This window comes from Bacillus piscicola, assembly GCF_022458745.1.
Lineage (GTDB): Bacteria > Bacillota > Bacilli > Bacillales > Marinococcaceae > Alteribacillus_A > Alteribacillus_A piscicola.
Map to the genome: position 1 here is coordinate 22,224 of NZ_JAJJJF010000014.1, position 18,473 is coordinate 40,696.

Sequence of the window (18,473 nt, forward strand, 5' to 3'; positions counted from 1 at the left end):
TAGTAAAAAAGCAAATTAATCATCAGCTGCCGAGGAGACAGATTCTTCTTTCACGATCGTATACATAGAACTCGAGGCCTCTTTTTTCGTCGTGTCTTTAATCTCGTCTACACGGACGACAAGAAGCTTAGAAGCAAAGCGAATGGAAATCTCGTCTCCTGCCCGAACCTCCGTACCTGCCTTTGCTTTATTCCCATTTACCGTGATCCTTCCTTGCGCGGCAACTTCCTTTGCTAACGTTCTTCGCTTAATCAGCCTTGATACCTTTAAAAATTTATCAATTCTCACCGGCATCCTCTCCTTTCTCTACCCGCTTTGCTGCTTCCCAAAGTACGTCCATTTCCGCGAGACTTGCTTGATCAAGGGTCTGTTCTGCCTTTTGTAAACCCTTTTCAATATACTGAAAGCGGCGGCGGAACTTCCGGTTTGTCATAAGAAGTGACTCTTCTGGGTGTAGCTTGTAGTACCTTCCTAGATTGACTAGCACAAATAATAGATCACCGTACTCTTTTTTCATTGATTCGGTCGTGCCATGTTTTATTTCGTACAGCCACTCTGCCATCTCTTCCTGCCACTTCTTCCACATCGGTGCGTCATCATTCCAGTCAAACCCGGCCTTTGCCGCTTTCTTCTGTAGTTCAAATGCTTCCATTAACGCAGGCAGCGACACTGGCACATCTTCTAAAAAGGCGGCAGGGGCGTCAGTCTTCTCTTCCTTTTTAATCGCTTCCCAGTTTTTAGATACTTCGTCTGCGGATTCCACCGCTACATCTTCAAACACGTGCGGATGTCGGCGAATCATCTTTTCTGTCAACGTCCGGATAACGTCATTGATGGTAAAGTAGCCGCTATCTTCACCTATTTGGGCGTGGAGCAGCACCTGAAGCAGAACATCCCCAAGCTCCTCCGCTATGTGCTCGTCATCTTCTTCATCAATCGCATCCAGTAATTCATGGGTTTCTTCTAGTAAATATTTTTTCAAAGACTGATGAGTCTGCTTTTTGTCCCACGGACAGCCATTTGGACCCCGCAGTATCGCAATTACCTCCCGCAGTGTCGAGAAATCCTCGTAAAGCAGCGTATCATCTTCAACTGGAGGTACGTATAGGGCTGTTAAATTGTTAACAGCTGTTACCCGGTCCAATTCGTAAAGTGGCAGTTTCTGCAACTTCTCCTCTTCTGTGCCTGCTGCTGTTAGGAGCGTGACCTCGTAATGATCGGGATACTTCTCCATTAGCGTTAACTTCACTTCCGATGCAATAAATGCATCGTATACTTGGCTGATGATAATATGCTGGGTCATCATTAATTCTTTTCCTCGCAGGCTGGTAGCATCGACAAGTTGGAAGCCATCGTTCGGATCAATTTGCAGGGCCGTAAAAACGGGATCTAAAAAACTTTGTCCGCCTTTAAATTCCAGTTCAACTATACCCTCTTCCTTTTTCTTTTTAAGCATCTGAACGGTTGTTTCTGCTACAAACGGATGGCCTGGTACCGCGTAATGAACATGGCCGTGAGAATCCGCCGCGTTACAAAGCTTTTCAATTATGTTTGCGTATACTTCTTCAAATTGCTCCTCTTTCTCATAGAGATCATCAAAGCTGATAAAGGAAAGCTGTTCTCGTTCTAATTCTGCGACCACCGGATGCGAAGACGTCCGAAGATATAAATGTTCCGCATTCTGCAATACCCGATATACTCCTAATGGTAACTGCTCCCAGTCACCAGACCCGAGCCCGATTACGGTTATAAGCGGTCGTTCTTTTTTATTCGTCACTAGTTCATCACTTCTCCTTTCGCTTCCATAATCCTTCTATTTTTTGTAAGACAGGAAGCATCCTTCTCTCTTCTCGTGTAAATAGACGCAGCAGGACAACCATTCCCAAAAATAGGATGGAACTGACAAAGACCGTCAAGAGCGAGGAAATTGCTGCAGCCGTACGTGTTTCGGAGAGTATTGTTTCGAACATTTCCAGCAAAGCACACGCCGCGAACGCCATCCCGGCAAGAGCTAACACTGCTTTTCCCATCCAAAGCAGTGAAAAGGACTCCAACCACTGTCGTTTATAAAGAAAGATACCATTACATAGCGCAGTTATCAGCATCCCCGCTACCGTTGCGGTTGCCGCAGCCTTGGCTCCAAAAACGGGAATCAGGCTGATGTTTCCTGCCAGTTTTACGCACCATCCAATAAACAAATGAACAACTGGTCTCGCATAACAATCATGACCTTGCATAACAGCCGAAGTAACCATCACAGGACCACTCACCGCCAAGGTTATGGCAAGTATTTGCAGTAATTCGGTTCCATTCGCATCCTCATACAAAAAAACATTCACCGGCTGAGCGATGAGATTCAGTCCCAAGGCGGAGGCAAAGCCAACCAGTACACTGACTCGGACAGCTAAAGCAGCATAAGACTGGGACATTTGAACGTTACCGGCTTGCTTTTCCCTGCTTATAAGCGGTACAACCGTCATCGCAAGAGATGAGGCAACAACCGTACCAAATTGCAGCAACGGCTGACCTCTGTCAAACAGTCCCTTAAGTTCCTTTGCTTGCTGAGCCGTTACTCCGCTTTCTTCGAGCAATTTTGCAAGAGTAAATGCATCGATCAATTGGTAAAGGATAAACACCATCGTTCCTGCACAAATCAAAAAACCAGGGACCAAGAGTGCCGTCTTTTCCGTCTTGATACTGTGGAGGACACGCTGCCAATCCACTGATGACGGTTGTTTTTTTCTATGTTGGGTTATGTACCAGATAAGATAGCTGACACCAGCTACACTCCCAGCAATAGAACCGACAGCTGCCGCTAACCCAGCAGCATAGACATCCTTTCCTGTATAAATGACGAGCCAAGCTAATGTTAAAATGACAGTCACCCGAACCAATTGCTCCAATAAATGAGACAAGGCTGTCGGGTTCATATTTCCCATTCCTTGAAAGTAACCACGGGTCGCTGAATAAACAGGAACAAATAAGAAAACGAGTGAAATAACCCGCAGTGAGGTGGTCAATTGCCTGTCTCCCATTATTTCTGCTGCTATAGGCGCCCCTAGAAATAAAAGGAGAAAGAGCGGTATGTGAATGAGCAAGAGTAGAAAGAAAGCAGACCATGCTTTGTCTTTGGCCGCCTTTTCCCCCGCTACCCTTTCCGTTTCCAACACCATCTTAGAGATGATAACAGGGAAACCATACATGGCTGTTACCATCGCTGCTCCGTAAAACGGATAAATCTGCTGGTACACATAATACCCTATATCACCGGTCATGTTCTGATAGGGTACCCGGTACAACGCACTTAATATTTTACCAAGGAAGGCGGCGGCAGAAACAAAAAGAGCTCCTTTCCACAAACTTTTACTTCGCAATGCAGCATTGGACATAACTATCTCCCTTTCGCTTGCCCCAGTATATCATAAGGAAAAGCGAAAACGCCCTGGTCAGCTGCTGTGGATGTTCATCCAGGGCGGCTGACCAGGGCGCTTGGCACCATCATGGTTATTGCTCCATTTGTCTTGCAAGAAAGCCTGCGGCGGTTTCGAGAAGCTTGGCAGATATCGCCTCGTCGACTTTGTCTTCTTTTGCTATCATCACAACAGCCCCGATCGGGTCACCATTCGCAATAATAGGAGCAACCGCGTATCCTCTCATCGTTTCTTCATGATCACTTACAACGTTGTAGTCGCCTTTCGTTGAAGTAACTTTGGTTTGTCGCTCATTGATCGCCTCTTCTACGACCCGGCCAATGCTTTTATTAGCGTAATCTTTTTTGACACTGCCAGAAACAGCAATGTACGTGTCACGATCCGCTACTAAAACAGGATGATGAAGAGTATCGTACAAAGCCTCTGCATACTCTTTAGCAAAGTCGCCGAGCTCAGAAATAGGAGAATATTTCTTTAAGATGACTTCTCCGTCTCTGTCTACAAAAATTTCCAGGGGATCCCCTTCTCTGATTCGTAATGTGCGGCGAATTTCTTTTGGGATGACCACTCTCCCTAAATCGTCAATACGGCGAACAATGCCGGTTGCTTTCATCATGTAACTGCCTCCCTTTCTGTCGGTGAATTCCTCAGATGATTAAGAGACAGATCGTCTCTTTCATGTATTGCTTTTATTATCCACCACATCAAGAGAACTATTCATCTTATTTAGAAAAAGCTGGTTTCCCTCCCACAAGCAATCATTTGCGGCCGAATTTTAAAATTCGCTTGTGAAATGAATTCCTTTCAACATTCATGACATCCCACGGAGAAATCATTGAAATAAGTTAACCTGTTTTTTCTGCCTCTTTTTTGACTGCCGGGAATTTCGTAACGAGCGTATCCAGGATCTTTAAAAATTGTCTTTCCGATACTTTATCTTGGTGGATCGCAATTTTTATTTTTGAACCGCTCGTCCCAATTCCCACCTCTCTTCCGAACTCATTTACGAGTTCAAGCAGTTTCGTGCCTTCGACATGGGTGCTCGCTTCTTCTGTAAAAAGCAAGGTTGTTTTTTTATTTTCTTGAATGATGGATTCCACACCGTTCTCCGCAGCCATAATTTTAATTTTAGCTATCGTAAATAAATCTGCCGTTTCTTTTGGAAATTCTCCAAAACGGTCAATCATTTCATCTTGAAGATCACGAAGGTCCGTCATCGTCTCCAGGCCTTTAAAACGTTTATACATTTCAATTTTTTGTTTGGAATCTTCAATGTACTCGGTTGGAATATAAGCATCTACTTTCACATCGATTTCGAATTCCATTCGTTTTTCTGTTGGCTGTTCCCCTTTGCGCTGGTCAATCGCTTCCTTCAGCATCTGAGAATAGAGATCAAAACCAACCGATTCAATAAAGCCGTGTTGCTGAGATCCTAAAATGTTTCCGGTTCCACGAATCGATAAATCACGCATTGCAATTTTGAATCCAGAGCCGAGTTCCGTGAACTCCTTAATCGACTGCAGACGCTTCTCCGCTACCTCCGTTAAAACTTTATCACGTTGATAAGTGAAATAAGAGTAAGCTACCCGGTTTGAACGGCCCACTCTCCCGCGAAGCTGATAAAGCTGAGAAAGTCCCATTTTGTCGGCATCATAGATGATAAGTGTGTTGACATTTGGGATATCCACCCCGGTTTCGATTATTGTCGTCGTAACGAGCACATCTTTGCTTCCTTCAAGAAAATCAATCATGACCGCTTCTAGTTCCTGCTCATTCATTTGGCCGTGCGCATAAGTCACTTCCGCTTCCGGCACAAGAGCAGCAATTTGTTCAGCCATTCTGCTAATATCATCCACACGATTGTACAAAAAGTACACTTGACCGCCCCTGGCAATTTCTCTTTCCACCGCTTCTTTCATAAGCGCAGCATTGTACTCGAGTACATAAGTCTGAACCGGAAAGCGGTTTTCCGGCGGTGTTTCGATGATAGAAAGGTCACGGACTCCGAGCATCGACATGTGCAGGGTTCTCGGAATTGGAGTCGCTGTTAATGTCAATACATCGACGTCTGCCTTCATTTGTTTGATTTTTTCCTTATGAGTAACACCGAAACGCTGCTCTTCATCCACAACGAGCAGGCCTAGATCTTTATACTTAATATCTTTCGACAACAGGCGGTGGGTTCCGATTACAATATCGATGCCCCCTGTTTTGAGGCTCCTGATTGTTTCAGTCTGCTGTTTCCTACTCCGGAAGCGGCTCAACAAGCCGATGTTAATTGGATGATCCGCAAAGCGCTCTGAAATTGTATCGTAGTGCTGTTGGGCGAGTATCGTAGTCGGGACTAGCATTGCCACTTGTTTGCCATCCAAAATAGCTTTAAAAATGGCGCGTATCGCCACTTCTGTTTTCCCATAGCCGACGTCCCCGCACAACAGGCGATCCATTGGCCTTTCCCTTTCCATGTCTTCTTTGATCTCCTGAATCGCTTTTAACTGATCCTCTGTTTCTTGATAAGGAAAGGAGGAGGCAAAAGCCTGTTCCTCGGTATCATGACTTCTGAACGCATGACCTTTAGAAGCCTCACGTTCTGCATACAATTTGATTAAGTCATCAGCAATATCTTGTACAGACGATTCAACCCGGCGTTTGACTCTTTTCCACTCGCTGCCGCCTAATTTTGAAATTTTCGGGTCTTTCTCTTCGGACCCCACATATTTCTGGACTTGATCGATCTGTTCCACCGGCACGTACAATTTGTCGTTCCCTGCGTAGGAAATGTTCAAATAGTCCTTGTGTATCCCGTTGACTTCCAGCGTTTCTATGCCTAAGTACTTGCCAATCCCGTGGTTGACGTGTACGACTAAATCTCCAACCTGGAGTTCAGAATAACTTTTAATGCGTTCGGCATTCGATAGCTTTTGCCGTCGCCGCGGTCGGTGTACTTTTTTTGTAAAAACCTCTTCGTCCGTAACGACTGCAATTTTTTCCATTGGCATTTCGAAACCACTGTTTAGTTGTCCAATCACAATGGAGGCACGGTCGTTTCGATAGTTCGCATTTCTTTCTAAAATGTCTGCTTCCACATCGTAATCATTTAATACATTCTGCAGTCGATGGGCCCTGTCTTCACTCGCTGCTGTGAACACTACTGTATATTCGCCTTTCAGCCACCGCTCTATTTCCTTTTGCAATACCGGCATCTGGCCGTGAAACTGCTGCATCGATCTGCACTGAATATTCGCTACATTTTGAGGATGCAAGGAAGGTATATTCCGTAAAAATAACGAGAAATATATCCGGGGATTGTCTCTTACAGCCAACGTTTTATCCAGCGATATTCCCATGGAGAGTCCCTTTGGAATTTCTCCTTGTTCCAACATAGCCAAAGCCCATTCTGCTTCCTCTTTATCAAGCTGTTCCGCCATTTCCTGCACCCTGCTGATCTCATCAAAATAAAGAACAGTATCTTCTGGGAAATAAGATAATAGCGTAGCAGGTGCTTCATAGTAGAACTCCATATATTTGTACAATCCTTGGAAGCGTGTCTGCTGCTCGAGCTGTTCTTTCTCGTAAGAAAGGTGCTCCTGCAACTTTTCTTTCACCGCTTGGTCAGTCACCTTTTTCAAAGTGGTGGCCAACGATTCCTCCAATTTTGCTGCAGCTCTATTGAATTGTTCTTCATAAAGTATCGTTTCCTGGGCCGGCCCTACGATAACTTCTTCAATTTCACCTAGAGAACGTTGATCTTCTGCCTGAAAATAGCGTAACGAATCAATCTCCGTATCAAACAATTCGATCCGCAGCGGATTTTCTTCTGTTAACGCATAAATATCAATGATTCCGCCTCTAATACTGAACTCCCCGGGAGCAGAGACCATTTCAGTACGTTGATAACCTAACGCATTCAGATTGGCGGTAAACGCGGCGAGTTCAATATCTTTCCCCCGGCTTAACGATAGTTGGCTTGATTCCCAAAGTTCAGCCGGCGGAAGGAGACGTCTCATACCGGCAGCAGGTACGATAATGGTCCCTTTGAAATCACTATTTGTCAGCTTATTGAGAACATCAATCCGCTGCGCCCTCATCTCAGGGCTTGCTGTTGCGATTTCCGACGAAATCATTTCATTTACGGGATACAATAACACTTCGTCGTCAAGCAAATCAGACAAATCTTCATAGAGCTTTTGCGCCTGAAATAATGTGTTGGTAATAACAAGCTGAGAGCGGTTCACTTTCGATTTTGCCAAAGATACAAAAAAAGCACGGGCTGATCCGCTTAAACCAGCAACGAGTTGTTCCCTCCATTTATGTTCAATACCTTCTAATACAGCCTGCACGTGCTCGTTGCGGGCTAAGATGCGTTCTAATTCTTTCATGTTTTCCCTTTCCCCCTTGTAACTTCCTTCCTTACTCTCTGTATGAATATTGCATGTTCTACGTAACATCATCCAGCCAGTCGAAGCACTCTTCTAAACGTATGTTCGGTTGTTACCAGCAGAAAACAGGCTGCCTCTATCTATTCTGAGCCAGTCCTGTTTTTCTATCTATTCTACTTTCCTGCCATTTTTCGCAGCCTTGTCTCTTTCATTGTATCCAGCGATCCAACATATAGAAATCAGGATTATTCTCCAACGCTTCCTCACAATGTTCACACGTTACTCGGACATGGACATTTCCATCCGATCCATAATGAATAATTTGTTGTTGTTCTTCATCGGAAAGCTCATTTAAACCGAGTTGTGGAGAAACGAGCAGCTGTTCATCCTCAAAAGTACCTAAGGACGTGCCGCAATGACGGCAGTAATAACGGATAGCCATATTCCCGCTCCTTTTCACTAATGTATCCTTTTGTGCTCTTAGTATGAGCGGGAAAGTGGGAGGCTATACGACGGATTGGTTAATCTTTCCGATTGTACTTGTTCATCACATCAGCAAACGGAGTTCTCATCCATTCTCTCGCCGCTTCGTGGGCTCTATGAATCGTATTTTGAACAGCTTCTCTTTCTGCAGGCGGAAAAGTACCTAAAACGTGAGTGGTTACGGAATCCCCCACGTCCGGCCGGCCAATCCCGATGCGAATCCGCTTAAATTCTTTTGTACCAAGCTGGTCAATAATGGACCGTATTCCATTATGACCGCCATGTCCTCCTTTTAGACGGAGGCGTAAACTCCCCGGGGCTAAATCAAGATCATCATAGATAACAAGCAAGTTTTCCGGTTTAATAGTATAATACGCCAACAAAGGTTGAATCGCATGTCCAGACAAATTCATAAACGTCTGGGGCTTTACTAAAAAAATCTTTTCACCATTCTCAACAGTTTCGATCAATAAACTTTTCTGTGATTTTTTCCAAGACAATCCAAGTTCTTCTGCCAATATATCAAGAGCATCGAAACCGACATTGTGTCTCGTACGTTCGTATTTTGTTCCAGGGTTGCCAAGACCTGCAATGACTTTCACAACAAATCCCTGTCCTTCCTCTGTGCACGTGCAGCATTAAAAAGGCATAACCGTTAATACGGCTATACCTTTTCGGTGACGTTTATTCTTCTTTATTCGGTTCGTCGTCGGTATTCTCGACAAGCTCTGGTTCTGTCACTTCATCCTCTTCTTCTACAGGCTCTTCATCTGGAGGAAGTACAGTAACGACCGTCTCGTCTGGATCATTCACGAATTCAAAGCCTTTACCCGCAGTTAAATCGGCAATTTGGATGGCATCTCCAATATTCAGCCCTGAAATATCAACCTCAATCTCTTCTGGGATCTCAGCAGGGAGTGCACGGACGCTAACATTATAAAGAAGTAATGACACAACGCCTCCGTCCTTCTCGCCAGGTGCTTCCCCAACAAGGTTGACCGCAACTTCGGCTTCCATTTCTGATTTCAGATCTACTTCGAAGAAATCAATATGGACAAGATGATTTTTAATAGGGTCCACTTGCATATCATGGACAATTACTTTGTGTGTTTTGTTTCCTGCAACATCCAAGTCTATAATCCCATTTCGGCCTACTTCTCGAAGCGTCTTCACAAAGGCAATACTAGGAACAGAAACCGCTGTGCTCTCTGTCTCTTTCCCGTAAAGAACTGCCGGTACATACCCATCAAGACGCAATTGTCTCGTTGCAGACCTTTTCAAACTTTCACGTGTATTCGCTTCTAATAGTGCAGACATGTCGACTCACCTCATTAAGATTATGTCAGTATATTACAACTTCGATTCTCATACTTTACCACTTGTCCTGTTAATAATCAAGGAAAGACCCTGCACGGGTGTGCTTGGTCTAGCTTATTCAAATAGTGTGCTGACGGAAGTTTGTTCATGAACGCGGATAATTGCCTCGGCAATCAGTGGCGCAAGGGAGAGCTGTTTAATTTTGTCGATCTTCTTCTCCTCAGGCAGAACAATAGTGTTCGTGACGGCTAATTCTTTGATACTTGAGTTTTGGATACGATCGATAGCTGGTCCCGATAACACAGGGTGGGTACAGCATGCGTATACCTCTTTTGCCCCTTTTTCAAGCAGTGCATCCGCAGCTAATGTCATCGTCCCTGCTGTATCGATAATATCGTCTACAATAATGGCTGTTTTTCCCGTTACATCGCCGATAATATTCATTACTTCTGAAACATTTGGTTTAGGGCGTCGTTTGTCAATGATAGCAATCGGCGTTTTCAGACGATCCGCCATTTTTCGAGCTCGTATGACACCACCATGGTCAGGAGAGACGACCACAATATCTTCAAGCCCTTTATCTTGGAAATGCTTCGACAAGATTGGTTCACCTAAAAGCTGATCTACCGGTATATCAAAAAAACCTTGGATCTGAGACGCATGCAGATCAATGGTGATAACACGAGTAGCACCTGCTGTTTCAAGCAAGTTTGCCACCAATTTGGATGTAATCGGTTCCCGGGAGCGGGCTTTTCGATCTTGTCGTGCATATCCATAATACGGCATCACTACATTGATATTTTTGGCTGACGCTCGTTTAACCGCATCAATCGTGATCAAAAGTTCCATTAAGTGCTCATTTGCCGGTTCAGATGTAGATTGGACTAAGAATACATCACATCCGCGGATGCTTTCCTCAATATTTACTTGAATCTCGCCGTCACTAAACCGTTTTACTGAACTTTTACCGATTTCTACACCAATTTGGTTCGTAACTTCGTGAGCAAGCTCAGGATTTGAATTAAGTGTAAAAACCTTCAAGTATGGATCGTCATAAGTGGGCATGAATGTTACCTCCGTCAATTCAGATTAAAAAAACAGGCGAATCATTTTTACGAGTCATTAATTAGGTGAAAAAACAAACATTTACATAAAATCTTGTTTTTACATTCGTCTAAAATCGCGGATACTACCTGTTGATTGTAACGGAAAGCGTCCGCCTGCAGTGAAAATCAACATTTCAACGCTATTTCTAAACAGTTCGGATTTTAATCACTGAATCCGAATTACTAAATTGATTCAAGAAATTATTTATTACTCATATAGTCTTCTTTGTTAGTCTGCCGTGCTCGTGCAATGGATAAAGATTGGCTCGGTATGTCATCGGTGATTGTCGACCCTGCTGCTACATACGCTCCTTTCCCTACCGTCACGGGTGCGATTAAGTTTGCATTGCAGCCAACAAACGCCCCGTCTTCAATCCTAGTAAGGAATTTATCTTTGCCATCATAATTCACAGTGATTGAGCCACAGCCCATGTTAACCTCTTGCCCGACTTCCGCATCTCCAATATAGCTTAAGTGTGATGCTTTGCTTCCTTTGTCAAATGAGGACTTCTTCACTTCAACAAAATTACCAATTTTTACGTCATCCGCGAGGACAGACTCGGGCCGGATATGGGCAAACGGACCGATTTTTACTTGTTTTCCGACCGTACTAGAGGAGATCACGGATTGACGCACTTGTGATTGATCGTCTATTTTACTGTCTGTGATTTCTGTATAAGGGCCGATTACACACTCACTGCCTATTTCCACAGAACCAGTCAATGTCACACCCGGATGCAAAGTGGTATCTGTCCCAATAACACTGTCCGCGGATATATATGTATGGTCAGGATCTATTATCGTAACGCCCTGTCTCATCCAGTGTTCATTTATTCTATGTCGCAGCGCTATCTCGGCTGCAGAAAGAGCAACACGGTCATTCACCCCGATCGTTTCCGAAAAATCAGGTGTCTGCCAAGCCGTCACTGTCTTCCCTTCCTTTTTTAGTATCCCAATAACGTCCGGCAAATAATACTCCCCTTGCGCGTTTTCATTGCCAACTTTCCGAAGAGCGGAAAATAACTCTTGATTATCAAAACAATACGTACCGGTGTTGATTTCCTTTATTTCCCGTTCATCCATTTTTGCATCTTTATGTTCCACTATGCTTGTTACGTGTCCGTTATCATCGCGGATAATCCGTCCATACCCGGTAGGGTCCTCCGCTTTAGCAGTCAGTATCGAAGCACTCGCTCCGGTACTTTCATGATGAGACATTAAAGCTTGAATGGTTTCGGCGCGAATCAACGGGGTGTCTCCGCATAAAACAACGGTTACTCCCTGTTTACCGCCTAGTATGTTTTCTGCCTGCATCACGGCATGGCCGGTGCCAAGTTGTTCTTCTTGAAAAGCATAAGACACCCGGGTGCCTAAAAGTTCCTTTACAGCGTCTGCTCCATGTCCAATGACAGTAACCGCTTCAGACAGTCCTGCCCGTTCTACTTGATCAGCAACATGTTCAACCATCGGCTTTCCACATACAGGGTGAAGCACTTTATAGAGATTGGATTTCATTCGTTTTCCTTGTCCTGCCGCTAGTATAACCGCGTAACGATCATTCATTATACGTCCCCCATGTCTCCCGTTTTCCCTTACGAATATATCCTAAAAAACTGCTTATTTCAAGGTGAGTCATCAGATTGTTACCATTTGCCTTTTTACCTATCCCTTCATTCGTTTGGAAACTTCTCCAATAACCCCCTACTACAAAAACCAGGCGGCCTGCTTTATGCAAGACCGCCTGATGAATGAGCTTCTCTTCGTATTAAGATGCACCTGCTTCTTCAAACTCTGGTTTTTCTTGTTCGCCTTGACGATGGTATTCACCTAAAACAGCAGATTGGATTTTTTCCCGCGTCTGAGATGAAATGGGGTGAGCGATGTCTCTAAATTCCCCATCAGGCGTACGTTTACTAGGCATAGCTACAAACAAGCCATTATTACCGTCAATTACACGGATATCGTGTACCACAAACTCACTGTCAATTGTAATCGAAGCAATCGCTCGCATGCGCCCATCCGTATTCACCCGACGAAGCCTTACGTCTGTTACTTCCATTTCTTTCACCACCTTTTTTTCCTTTAAAAATCTTTCTGAACTTACATTTCAACACATCTTCCCTATTATCCTTCTTGATTTCTTAAAAAATATTTTAACTTTTGAGTTAATTGTAAAAATACAGATGAAAAAAAGGCCCATACAGGCCCTTTGTTTATCAGCTATTGATTAGTGCAATAACCTCTATTTCTACAAGTACATCTTTTGGAAGCCGCGCTACTTCCACACAAGATCTTGCCGGCTTATGTGCTTGAAAATAGCCTCCATACACTTCATTAATCACTGGAAAATCTTCCATGTTTTTAATAAATACCGTTGCTTTTACTACCGTATCCAGGCTGGCGCCGGCTTCTGCCAGTACTGCTTCCAGGTTTTTGAATACTTGATGAGTTTGCTCAGCTGCTCCGCCTTCCACCAACTGTCCTGCCGGCGTCAAAGGAATCTGGCCGGAGCTGTAAAACATATTATTGACAATGATTCCTTGTGAGTAGGGACCGATTGCTTCTGGCGCCTGTTTCGTAAAGACTGTTTTCATTCTTTTGTCACCTCGTTTAATTTATTAAGAATATTACCAGGAACAGCATGAACCTGCATTTCTTTTTCATTCACCTCAGCAAGGCGGGAAATAGAGACGTAATCATCGACTAATCTTTCTTCCACATCTTCTGCTTCAACGAGAACGCCAATCCCAACAACCTCCGCTTTAAATTCTTGTAAAAGATCCATCATACCCCTCGCTGTTCCACCAGCTTTCATAAAGTCATCGACAATGAGAACGTTCGCACCTTCCTTTAAACTGCGGCGCGCGAGTGACATTGTCTGAATTCGTTTCGTGGAACCGGAAACATAATTAATACTCACCATGGAGCCTTCCGTAACACGGTGATCGCGGCGTACAATACTAACCGGGACATTCAGATGAGAGCCGATCGCATAAGCAAGCGGAATACCTTTCATCGCTACTGTTAAAATGGCATCAATCCGCTGATTGGCAAAAACAGCCGCAAATAACTTCCCGATGTCATTCATGAATTGCGGATTGCCGAGAATGTCCATCATGTATAAGTATCCGCCAGGCAGCAGCCTTTCTTTATTCATAAGCGCCTGACAAAGCTTTGTTGTAAGACGGTCGCCTTCTTCCTGGTCAACGCCCGGTACATATTTCACCCCTCCACTTGCCCCTGGTATCGTCAAAAGCGATCCTATCCCCTGCGTCTCAAATATCTCCTTTACAATTGTTAAATCTTCACTAATGGAGGATTTGGCTGACTGATACCTTTCTGCAAAATAGCTCAGGGAGACAAGCTGGTGTGGTTGGTTAATTAAATAATACGTCATATCCACCAAACGGCCGCTTCTTTTCAATTTTTTCATGTGAACCCTCCACAAAATCCGAATGTTATATATGAAATATAACACTTTCATACGGGTTTTATCAAGTTTTCTCCTTACTTATTAACCGAACGGCGTAAACTTGTTCACAAAAACCACGAAGCGCATTGTATACACGGGGAACTCTTGATTCTTTTTTAACCAATCCAAACACAGTTGGGCCACTCCCGCTCATAAGTGCTGCATCGGCGCCTGAGGCAATCATTCTTTCTTTTATCCGTCTTACCTCTGGGTGCATAGCCATAGTGACGTCTTCAAGGCTGTTATAAAGACGGTCACACATCGCGTGGTAATTTTGTTCAGAAATAGCCCGAGCCATCCTTTCTGTGCGGGAACCATCTGAAGCGCTGCTTGCTGACAACCGTCTGTACACCTCTCTTGTTGAAACTCCAATAGGAGGCTTAGCAAGAATAACCCAGGATGGAGGCGGAGACGCAATTGGTTCAATAATCTCTCCTCTGCCGGAAGCTATCGCGGTCCCACCATGAACACAAAATGCTACATCGGAACCAATTTCCGACCCGAGTGCAGCCAGCTCTTCTGATGACAGACCGAGCCTCCATACCTCATTCAATCCTTTCAGCGTAGCAGCTGCATCACTGCTTCCTCCTGCAAGACCCGCCGCCACTGGGATATTCTTATGAACATAAATAGAAGCCCCTTGGTGCACGTTATAACGTTCCTGAAGCAAAGATGCTGCCTGATATACTAAATTTCGTTGATCTACAGGCAGGAAACCTTCCGACATCTCCACACGTATGAGAGTATCGTTCCGATGCTCCATATCTATGCGATCCGCAAGATCGACTTGGGTCATCACCATCTTCACCTCGTGATAACCATCATTCCTTTTATGTAAAACCTCGAGGGCTAAGTTAATTTTAGCAGGAGCTTTAATCGTTCGTTTCACTGTTATTTCTCCTTATCCTTACGGCAAAAATCGTTGTTACGTGCTCAGCTTTTAATCTCTGTTTATTTTAGTCGAAAAAAGAGTAACTGTACAGAACGAAACGAGAAAAAGCCCCGTTTTTAAAAAGCTCCAGGGATTTCTCCCCAGAGCTCAGTATACTTGCGGTATGGAAATAATGACGGCTTATTGCTGTTTATCAACCAAGCTTCGTTCCGCCATTTCAACAGCCCGCTTCACCATATTACCGGCATCGCGAGCCTTAATTCCTCCCCAGCCTTCCTTTTGAACGGTATCATAAAAACCAAGTTCTTTTGCGATTTCCTCTTTTAACTGATCCGACATGATGCCGCGTTTCCGGCCCATCGCAATCCTCTCCTTTAAAAGAATAATCACAAAGGCAATACCGCAAGTATACAGATTAGGATATACAAAAATGGCATAAATATAGCAATCTGTCTAAACAACAGAATGCCAATTTATGCCTCATTTAGAGATAAATACTATTATGCTTCTAATTCTTCTTCGCACATTGTCAGTTCTACAGTCTTCGTGAGTACATCTGTATAACTGTAAGAAATCCGTTCCACAGGATGCTTGTCTTTATCCAACTTTACTATAAAAACAGAAGGATAGGTTTCTTCCAATAAACCAGAACGCTCAATTGTCTTTTTGCGTCCGCCGTTCGCGATCACTGTGACCTTTTTTCCAACCTTTGCATCGAGAGCTTCTTTGATCTCAATCAATGTTTTTCCCATTTTATCAGATCCACCTCACTCGAGATTTAATTATAGCACAAGGCTTGTCATTTAGTCAAATAAAATTTCTAATTATACCAGTGAATTGATTTTGTTGTCAATAACTCAAGTGAATTTTCTGAAAAATATTTTTAATTCCGTTTACATCTTGGGTTTAGTGTGTGCAATTATTTATGCCTTATTCGGGAAAAATAAAAAATTCCTCATAGACCCACTTGTTGTGGATCGTATGAGGTATTAGGAATGTTCTTTTCTCCATGGGAGTCCCTTACGAAGAACGCCTTTTGTTTCGACTCCCCCGAGTCCTTCCCTGCCGGTGAGAGTATGACGGATCAGCTCTAAAACACCCACTCTTTCCATGAAAGGAGTTAAACTGATTTTCGCTGCAATGTACACGGGATCAAGAGCATGGATATTGACACGTTCCGGGGAGCTAGCAAAGTTGGCTCCTGCTTTTAGAAGCCACTCAAAGTTAGATTGACAGGCACCGGCGAATATAATAAGTTGATCCAGCTGCGGTACCACTTTTCTGGCTTCCCTCACTGTCTCTCCGAACAATTTGGAATTCCGATAGGCCTTGATGTCATTTGTTTCTCCGCTTGCAGAAAGGTAAGCATCGTGCCCTGTAACGACGAGTATATCCGGTCGAACCATTTCAAGGAGGGAGCGCACTTGCGCCGGCATTTCTCTTTCAGAGAGGTGGACTCCGTACACAGGGATTCCCAGCCTTTCATATAAAGCGGTGCACTTCGCCAAATAATTAGGATCACCGTCAATATGCAGCACACGGCCTCTCATCTCAAAATAAGAAGTATTTTCTTTATAATCACCCGAAGCCTCATGGTCATTCCGTTCTTTCATTATGCGGGCTTCTTTGCGAAACAGCCGGTAATAATGCTCTTCGTTTTCTCGCGCTGTTTTCTCGTATTCTTTCCGGTCCACCTTTTCTATCTTTTTCAGGTCTGGCAAAGGGGCGTCCGCAGCAAGACGCAATTCCTCTCCAATAAGTTCTACCATACCGTCATGAATCGCCACTACTCGGAAGATAATATCACAGTCATAAGAATAACGTGCAACAAGATCTCCTATTTTAATATTCACGGGCTTCTCCCCCTTCTCTCGACAGCCTATGCAAAAGCCTAAGAGAGGTGCGAAAAGAACAAATACTTTTTGTTAGAAACTTCCCGCTAACAAGTGGTTACTTAACTTCGCAAATTCCTCCATGGAAAGGGTTTCAGCCCGTCTTTGCGGATCAATATCGGCATTAGCCAAGGCACTCTCCAATATGTTCTTTTTGTCTTTGCCTGTTAAGTTATGCTGTAAGTTGTTCCATAGTGTTTTCCGTCGCTGGGCAAACGATGATTTAATAACCCGGAAAAAGAATTCCTCATCGTCCACTTGGCAAGGGGGTTCCTTACGAAGATTCAGTTGCAGAACCGCAGAATCTACTTTTGGTCTTGGAATAAACACAGTTTTTGGCACAATCGTAACCGTTTTAACTTCTGCATAATATTGAGCAGCAATGGAGAGGGACCCGTAAGCTTTTGTTCCCGGTGAGGCTGATATACGTTCTGCTACTTCCTTTTGGATCATCACTACAATTCGTTTGATAGGCAGACGTTGTTCCAAGAGCTGCATAATGATCGGTGTCGTTACATAATAAGGCAGATTCCCGCATACTGCGACCTCATCTGTGTCCTTCATCTGTTCCTCTATTACTTGTCGAATATCTGCTTGTAAAATATCTTGATGATGCACCGTTACATTCGGGTATGGCGCTAGCGTTTCGTCCAATATCGGAAGCAGGCGGCCATCTAATTCAAAGCTCTCTACCTGCTTCACGGTTTTCGCCAGTTGTTCCGTTAATGCACCGATCCCGGCACCTATTTCAATAACTCCGTCGTTTGGTCCCATTAAGGCGGCCCCGGCAATTTGCTTTAATATGTTCCCATCGATTAAAAAGTTCTGTCCTAGACTTTTTTTGAATGAAAAATCATATTTCTGAAGTATTTCCTTCGTTCTGCTCGGAACGGCTATTTCTTTGGGCACAGTTGTTTTCCTCCTCCAATACGACTTGGAATGCACGGGCAAACTCATTGTATTGGATATTAAATATCTCCAATTTTTTCAAAAACTGTTTCCCGTTTGCATAACCGATGTTCAAAAGCTCTCCCATCCGCTCACGTCGTTGTCGTGCACCGGGCCCGGCCAACATACCGCTGTCCATTAAATCCTGCTGAGTAATCCACTCTTTCTGTACTTTCGGCTTTTCGCCCGATTCTTCACGCACTCGCAATATCGCACGGCGAATCACTGCCGGATCTGCGTTTTCAATACCAAGATTACCACCTTTTTTTGAAAGAGCTTCCTCTTTAGTTAGAAAAGCATGTTTACAGCCCGGTACTTCCCGACTGACAATTTGTCGAATCCGCTCTCCAGGACCATCCGGATCCGTGAAAATGATAACACCGCGTCTCTCCTGTGCGAGCTTTATCTGCCGTAATACAGTATCGCCGACAGCAGAACCATTCGTTTCAATCGTGTCTGCATCGACAGCACGTTTTACTGCCGCAGTGTCATCTTTACCTTCTACAACAATACATTCTTTTATTTTCATGTCGGATTCCTGTCCTCCTGATAA

The 18,473-nt window shown here is 44.1% G+C and carries 19 protein-coding genes; all 19 read right to left on the reverse strand.

What is annotated here, in order from left to right; genetic code table 11:
• Positions 1–15: 15 nt before the first annotated feature.
• Positions 16–288, reverse strand: a complete 273-nt coding sequence (locus LOR49_RS15610; RefSeq protein WP_240377880.1) for an RNA-binding S4 domain-containing protein — start codon at positions 286–288, stop codon at positions 16–18.
• Positions 278–1,777, reverse strand: coding sequence for a bifunctional methyltransferase/pyrophosphohydrolase YabN (gene yabN / locus LOR49_RS15615; protein WP_240377881.1), 1,500 nt, complete (start codon positions 1,775–1,777; stop codon positions 278–280). Before yabN ends, LOR49_RS15610 begins: the two co-directional genes overlap by 11 nt.
• A 7-nt stretch (positions 1,778–1,784) precedes the next feature.
• Entirely contained in the window at positions 1,785–3,389 is a 1,605-nt protein-coding gene (locus LOR49_RS15620) for a putative polysaccharide biosynthesis protein (protein ID WP_240377882.1), read from the reverse strand.
• 115 nt (positions 3,390–3,504) lie between these two features.
• Entirely contained in the window at positions 3,505–4,044 is a 540-nt protein-coding gene (gene spoVT / locus LOR49_RS15625; RefSeq protein WP_275899708.1) for a stage V sporulation protein T, read from the reverse strand.
• Positions 4,045–4,276: 232 nt separating this feature from the next.
• Complete coding sequence (mfd, locus tag LOR49_RS15630; protein WP_240377884.1) at positions 4,277–7,810, reverse strand: transcription-repair coupling factor; 3,534 nt, start codon at positions 7,808–7,810, stop codon at positions 4,277–4,279.
• Positions 7,811–8,018: 208 nt separating this feature from the next.
• Positions 8,019–8,252 carry an anti-sigma-F factor Fin gene (locus LOR49_RS15635; RefSeq protein WP_240377885.1) on the reverse strand — a complete coding sequence of 78 codons (234 nt, stop codon included), beginning with the start codon at positions 8,250–8,252 and terminating at the stop codon, positions 8,019–8,021.
• 79 nt (positions 8,253–8,331) lie between these two features.
• The gene (gene pth, locus LOR49_RS15640; protein WP_240377886.1) at positions 8,332–8,895 is read right to left on the reverse strand and encodes an aminoacyl-tRNA hydrolase; all 564 of its coding nucleotides are present in this window, start codon (positions 8,893–8,895) and stop codon (positions 8,332–8,334) included.
• An 82-nt stretch (positions 8,896–8,977) separates the two neighbouring features.
• Positions 8,978–9,610, reverse strand: a complete 633-nt coding sequence (locus tag LOR49_RS15645; protein WP_240377887.1) for a 50S ribosomal protein L25/general stress protein Ctc — start codon at positions 9,608–9,610, stop codon at positions 8,978–8,980.
• A 114-nt stretch (positions 9,611–9,724) separates the two neighbouring features.
• Entirely contained in the window at positions 9,725–10,675 is a 951-nt protein-coding gene (locus LOR49_RS15650; RefSeq protein WP_240377888.1) for a ribose-phosphate diphosphokinase, read from the reverse strand.
• Between the two features lie 242 nt (positions 10,676–10,917).
• A complete protein-coding gene (gene glmU / locus LOR49_RS15655) occupies positions 10,918–12,279 on the reverse strand; it encodes a bifunctional UDP-N-acetylglucosamine diphosphorylase/glucosamine-1-phosphate N-acetyltransferase GlmU (RefSeq protein ID WP_240377889.1) in 1,362 nt (453 codons plus the stop codon).
• A gap of 202 nt (positions 12,280–12,481) precedes the next feature.
• A complete protein-coding gene (gene spoVG / locus LOR49_RS15660; RefSeq protein ID WP_240377890.1) occupies positions 12,482–12,775 on the reverse strand; it encodes a septation regulator SpoVG in 294 nt (97 codons plus the stop codon).
• A gap of 157 nt (positions 12,776–12,932) precedes the next feature.
• The gene (locus LOR49_RS15665) at positions 12,933–13,310 is read right to left on the reverse strand and encodes a RidA family protein (protein ID WP_240377891.1); all 378 of its coding nucleotides are present in this window, start codon (positions 13,308–13,310) and stop codon (positions 12,933–12,935) included.
• Positions 13,307–14,149, reverse strand: coding sequence for a pur operon repressor (purR, locus tag LOR49_RS15670; RefSeq protein WP_240377892.1), 843 nt, complete (start codon positions 14,147–14,149; stop codon positions 13,307–13,309). The genes LOR49_RS15665 and purR overlap by 4 nt, the downstream gene beginning before the upstream one ends.
• A 61-nt stretch (positions 14,150–14,210) precedes the next feature.
• Positions 14,211–15,077, reverse strand: a complete 867-nt coding sequence (gene ispE / locus LOR49_RS15675) for a 4-(cytidine 5'-diphospho)-2-C-methyl-D-erythritol kinase (RefSeq protein ID WP_240377893.1) — start codon at positions 15,075–15,077, stop codon at positions 14,211–14,213.
• Between the two features lie 183 nt (positions 15,078–15,260).
• Positions 15,261–15,440 (reverse strand): small, acid-soluble spore protein, alpha/beta type, encoded by a 180-nt coding sequence (locus LOR49_RS15680; protein ID WP_240377894.1) that lies wholly within the window; start codon positions 15,438–15,440, stop codon positions 15,261–15,263.
• Positions 15,441–15,580: 140 nt separating this feature from the next.
• Positions 15,581–15,832, reverse strand: a complete 252-nt coding sequence (locus LOR49_RS15685) for a Veg family protein (RefSeq protein ID WP_240377895.1) — start codon at positions 15,830–15,832, stop codon at positions 15,581–15,583.
• Positions 15,833–16,069: 237 nt separating this feature from the next.
• A complete protein-coding gene (gene yabG, locus LOR49_RS15690; RefSeq protein WP_240377896.1) occupies positions 16,070–16,933 on the reverse strand; it encodes a sporulation peptidase YabG in 864 nt (287 codons plus the stop codon).
• A gap of 72 nt (positions 16,934–17,005) precedes the next feature.
• Positions 17,006–17,881: a 16S rRNA (adenine(1518)-N(6)/adenine(1519)-N(6))-dimethyltransferase RsmA gene (gene rsmA / locus LOR49_RS15695; protein WP_240377897.1), complete on the reverse strand. Its 876-nt coding sequence runs from the start codon at positions 17,879–17,881 to the stop codon at positions 17,006–17,008.
• On the reverse strand, positions 17,826–18,449 hold the full coding sequence (rnmV, locus tag LOR49_RS15700; protein WP_240377898.1) for a ribonuclease M5: 624 nt from the start codon (positions 18,447–18,449) through the stop codon (positions 17,826–17,828). The genes rsmA and rnmV overlap by 56 nt, the downstream gene beginning before the upstream one ends.
• Positions 18,450–18,473: the final 24 nt, after the last annotated feature.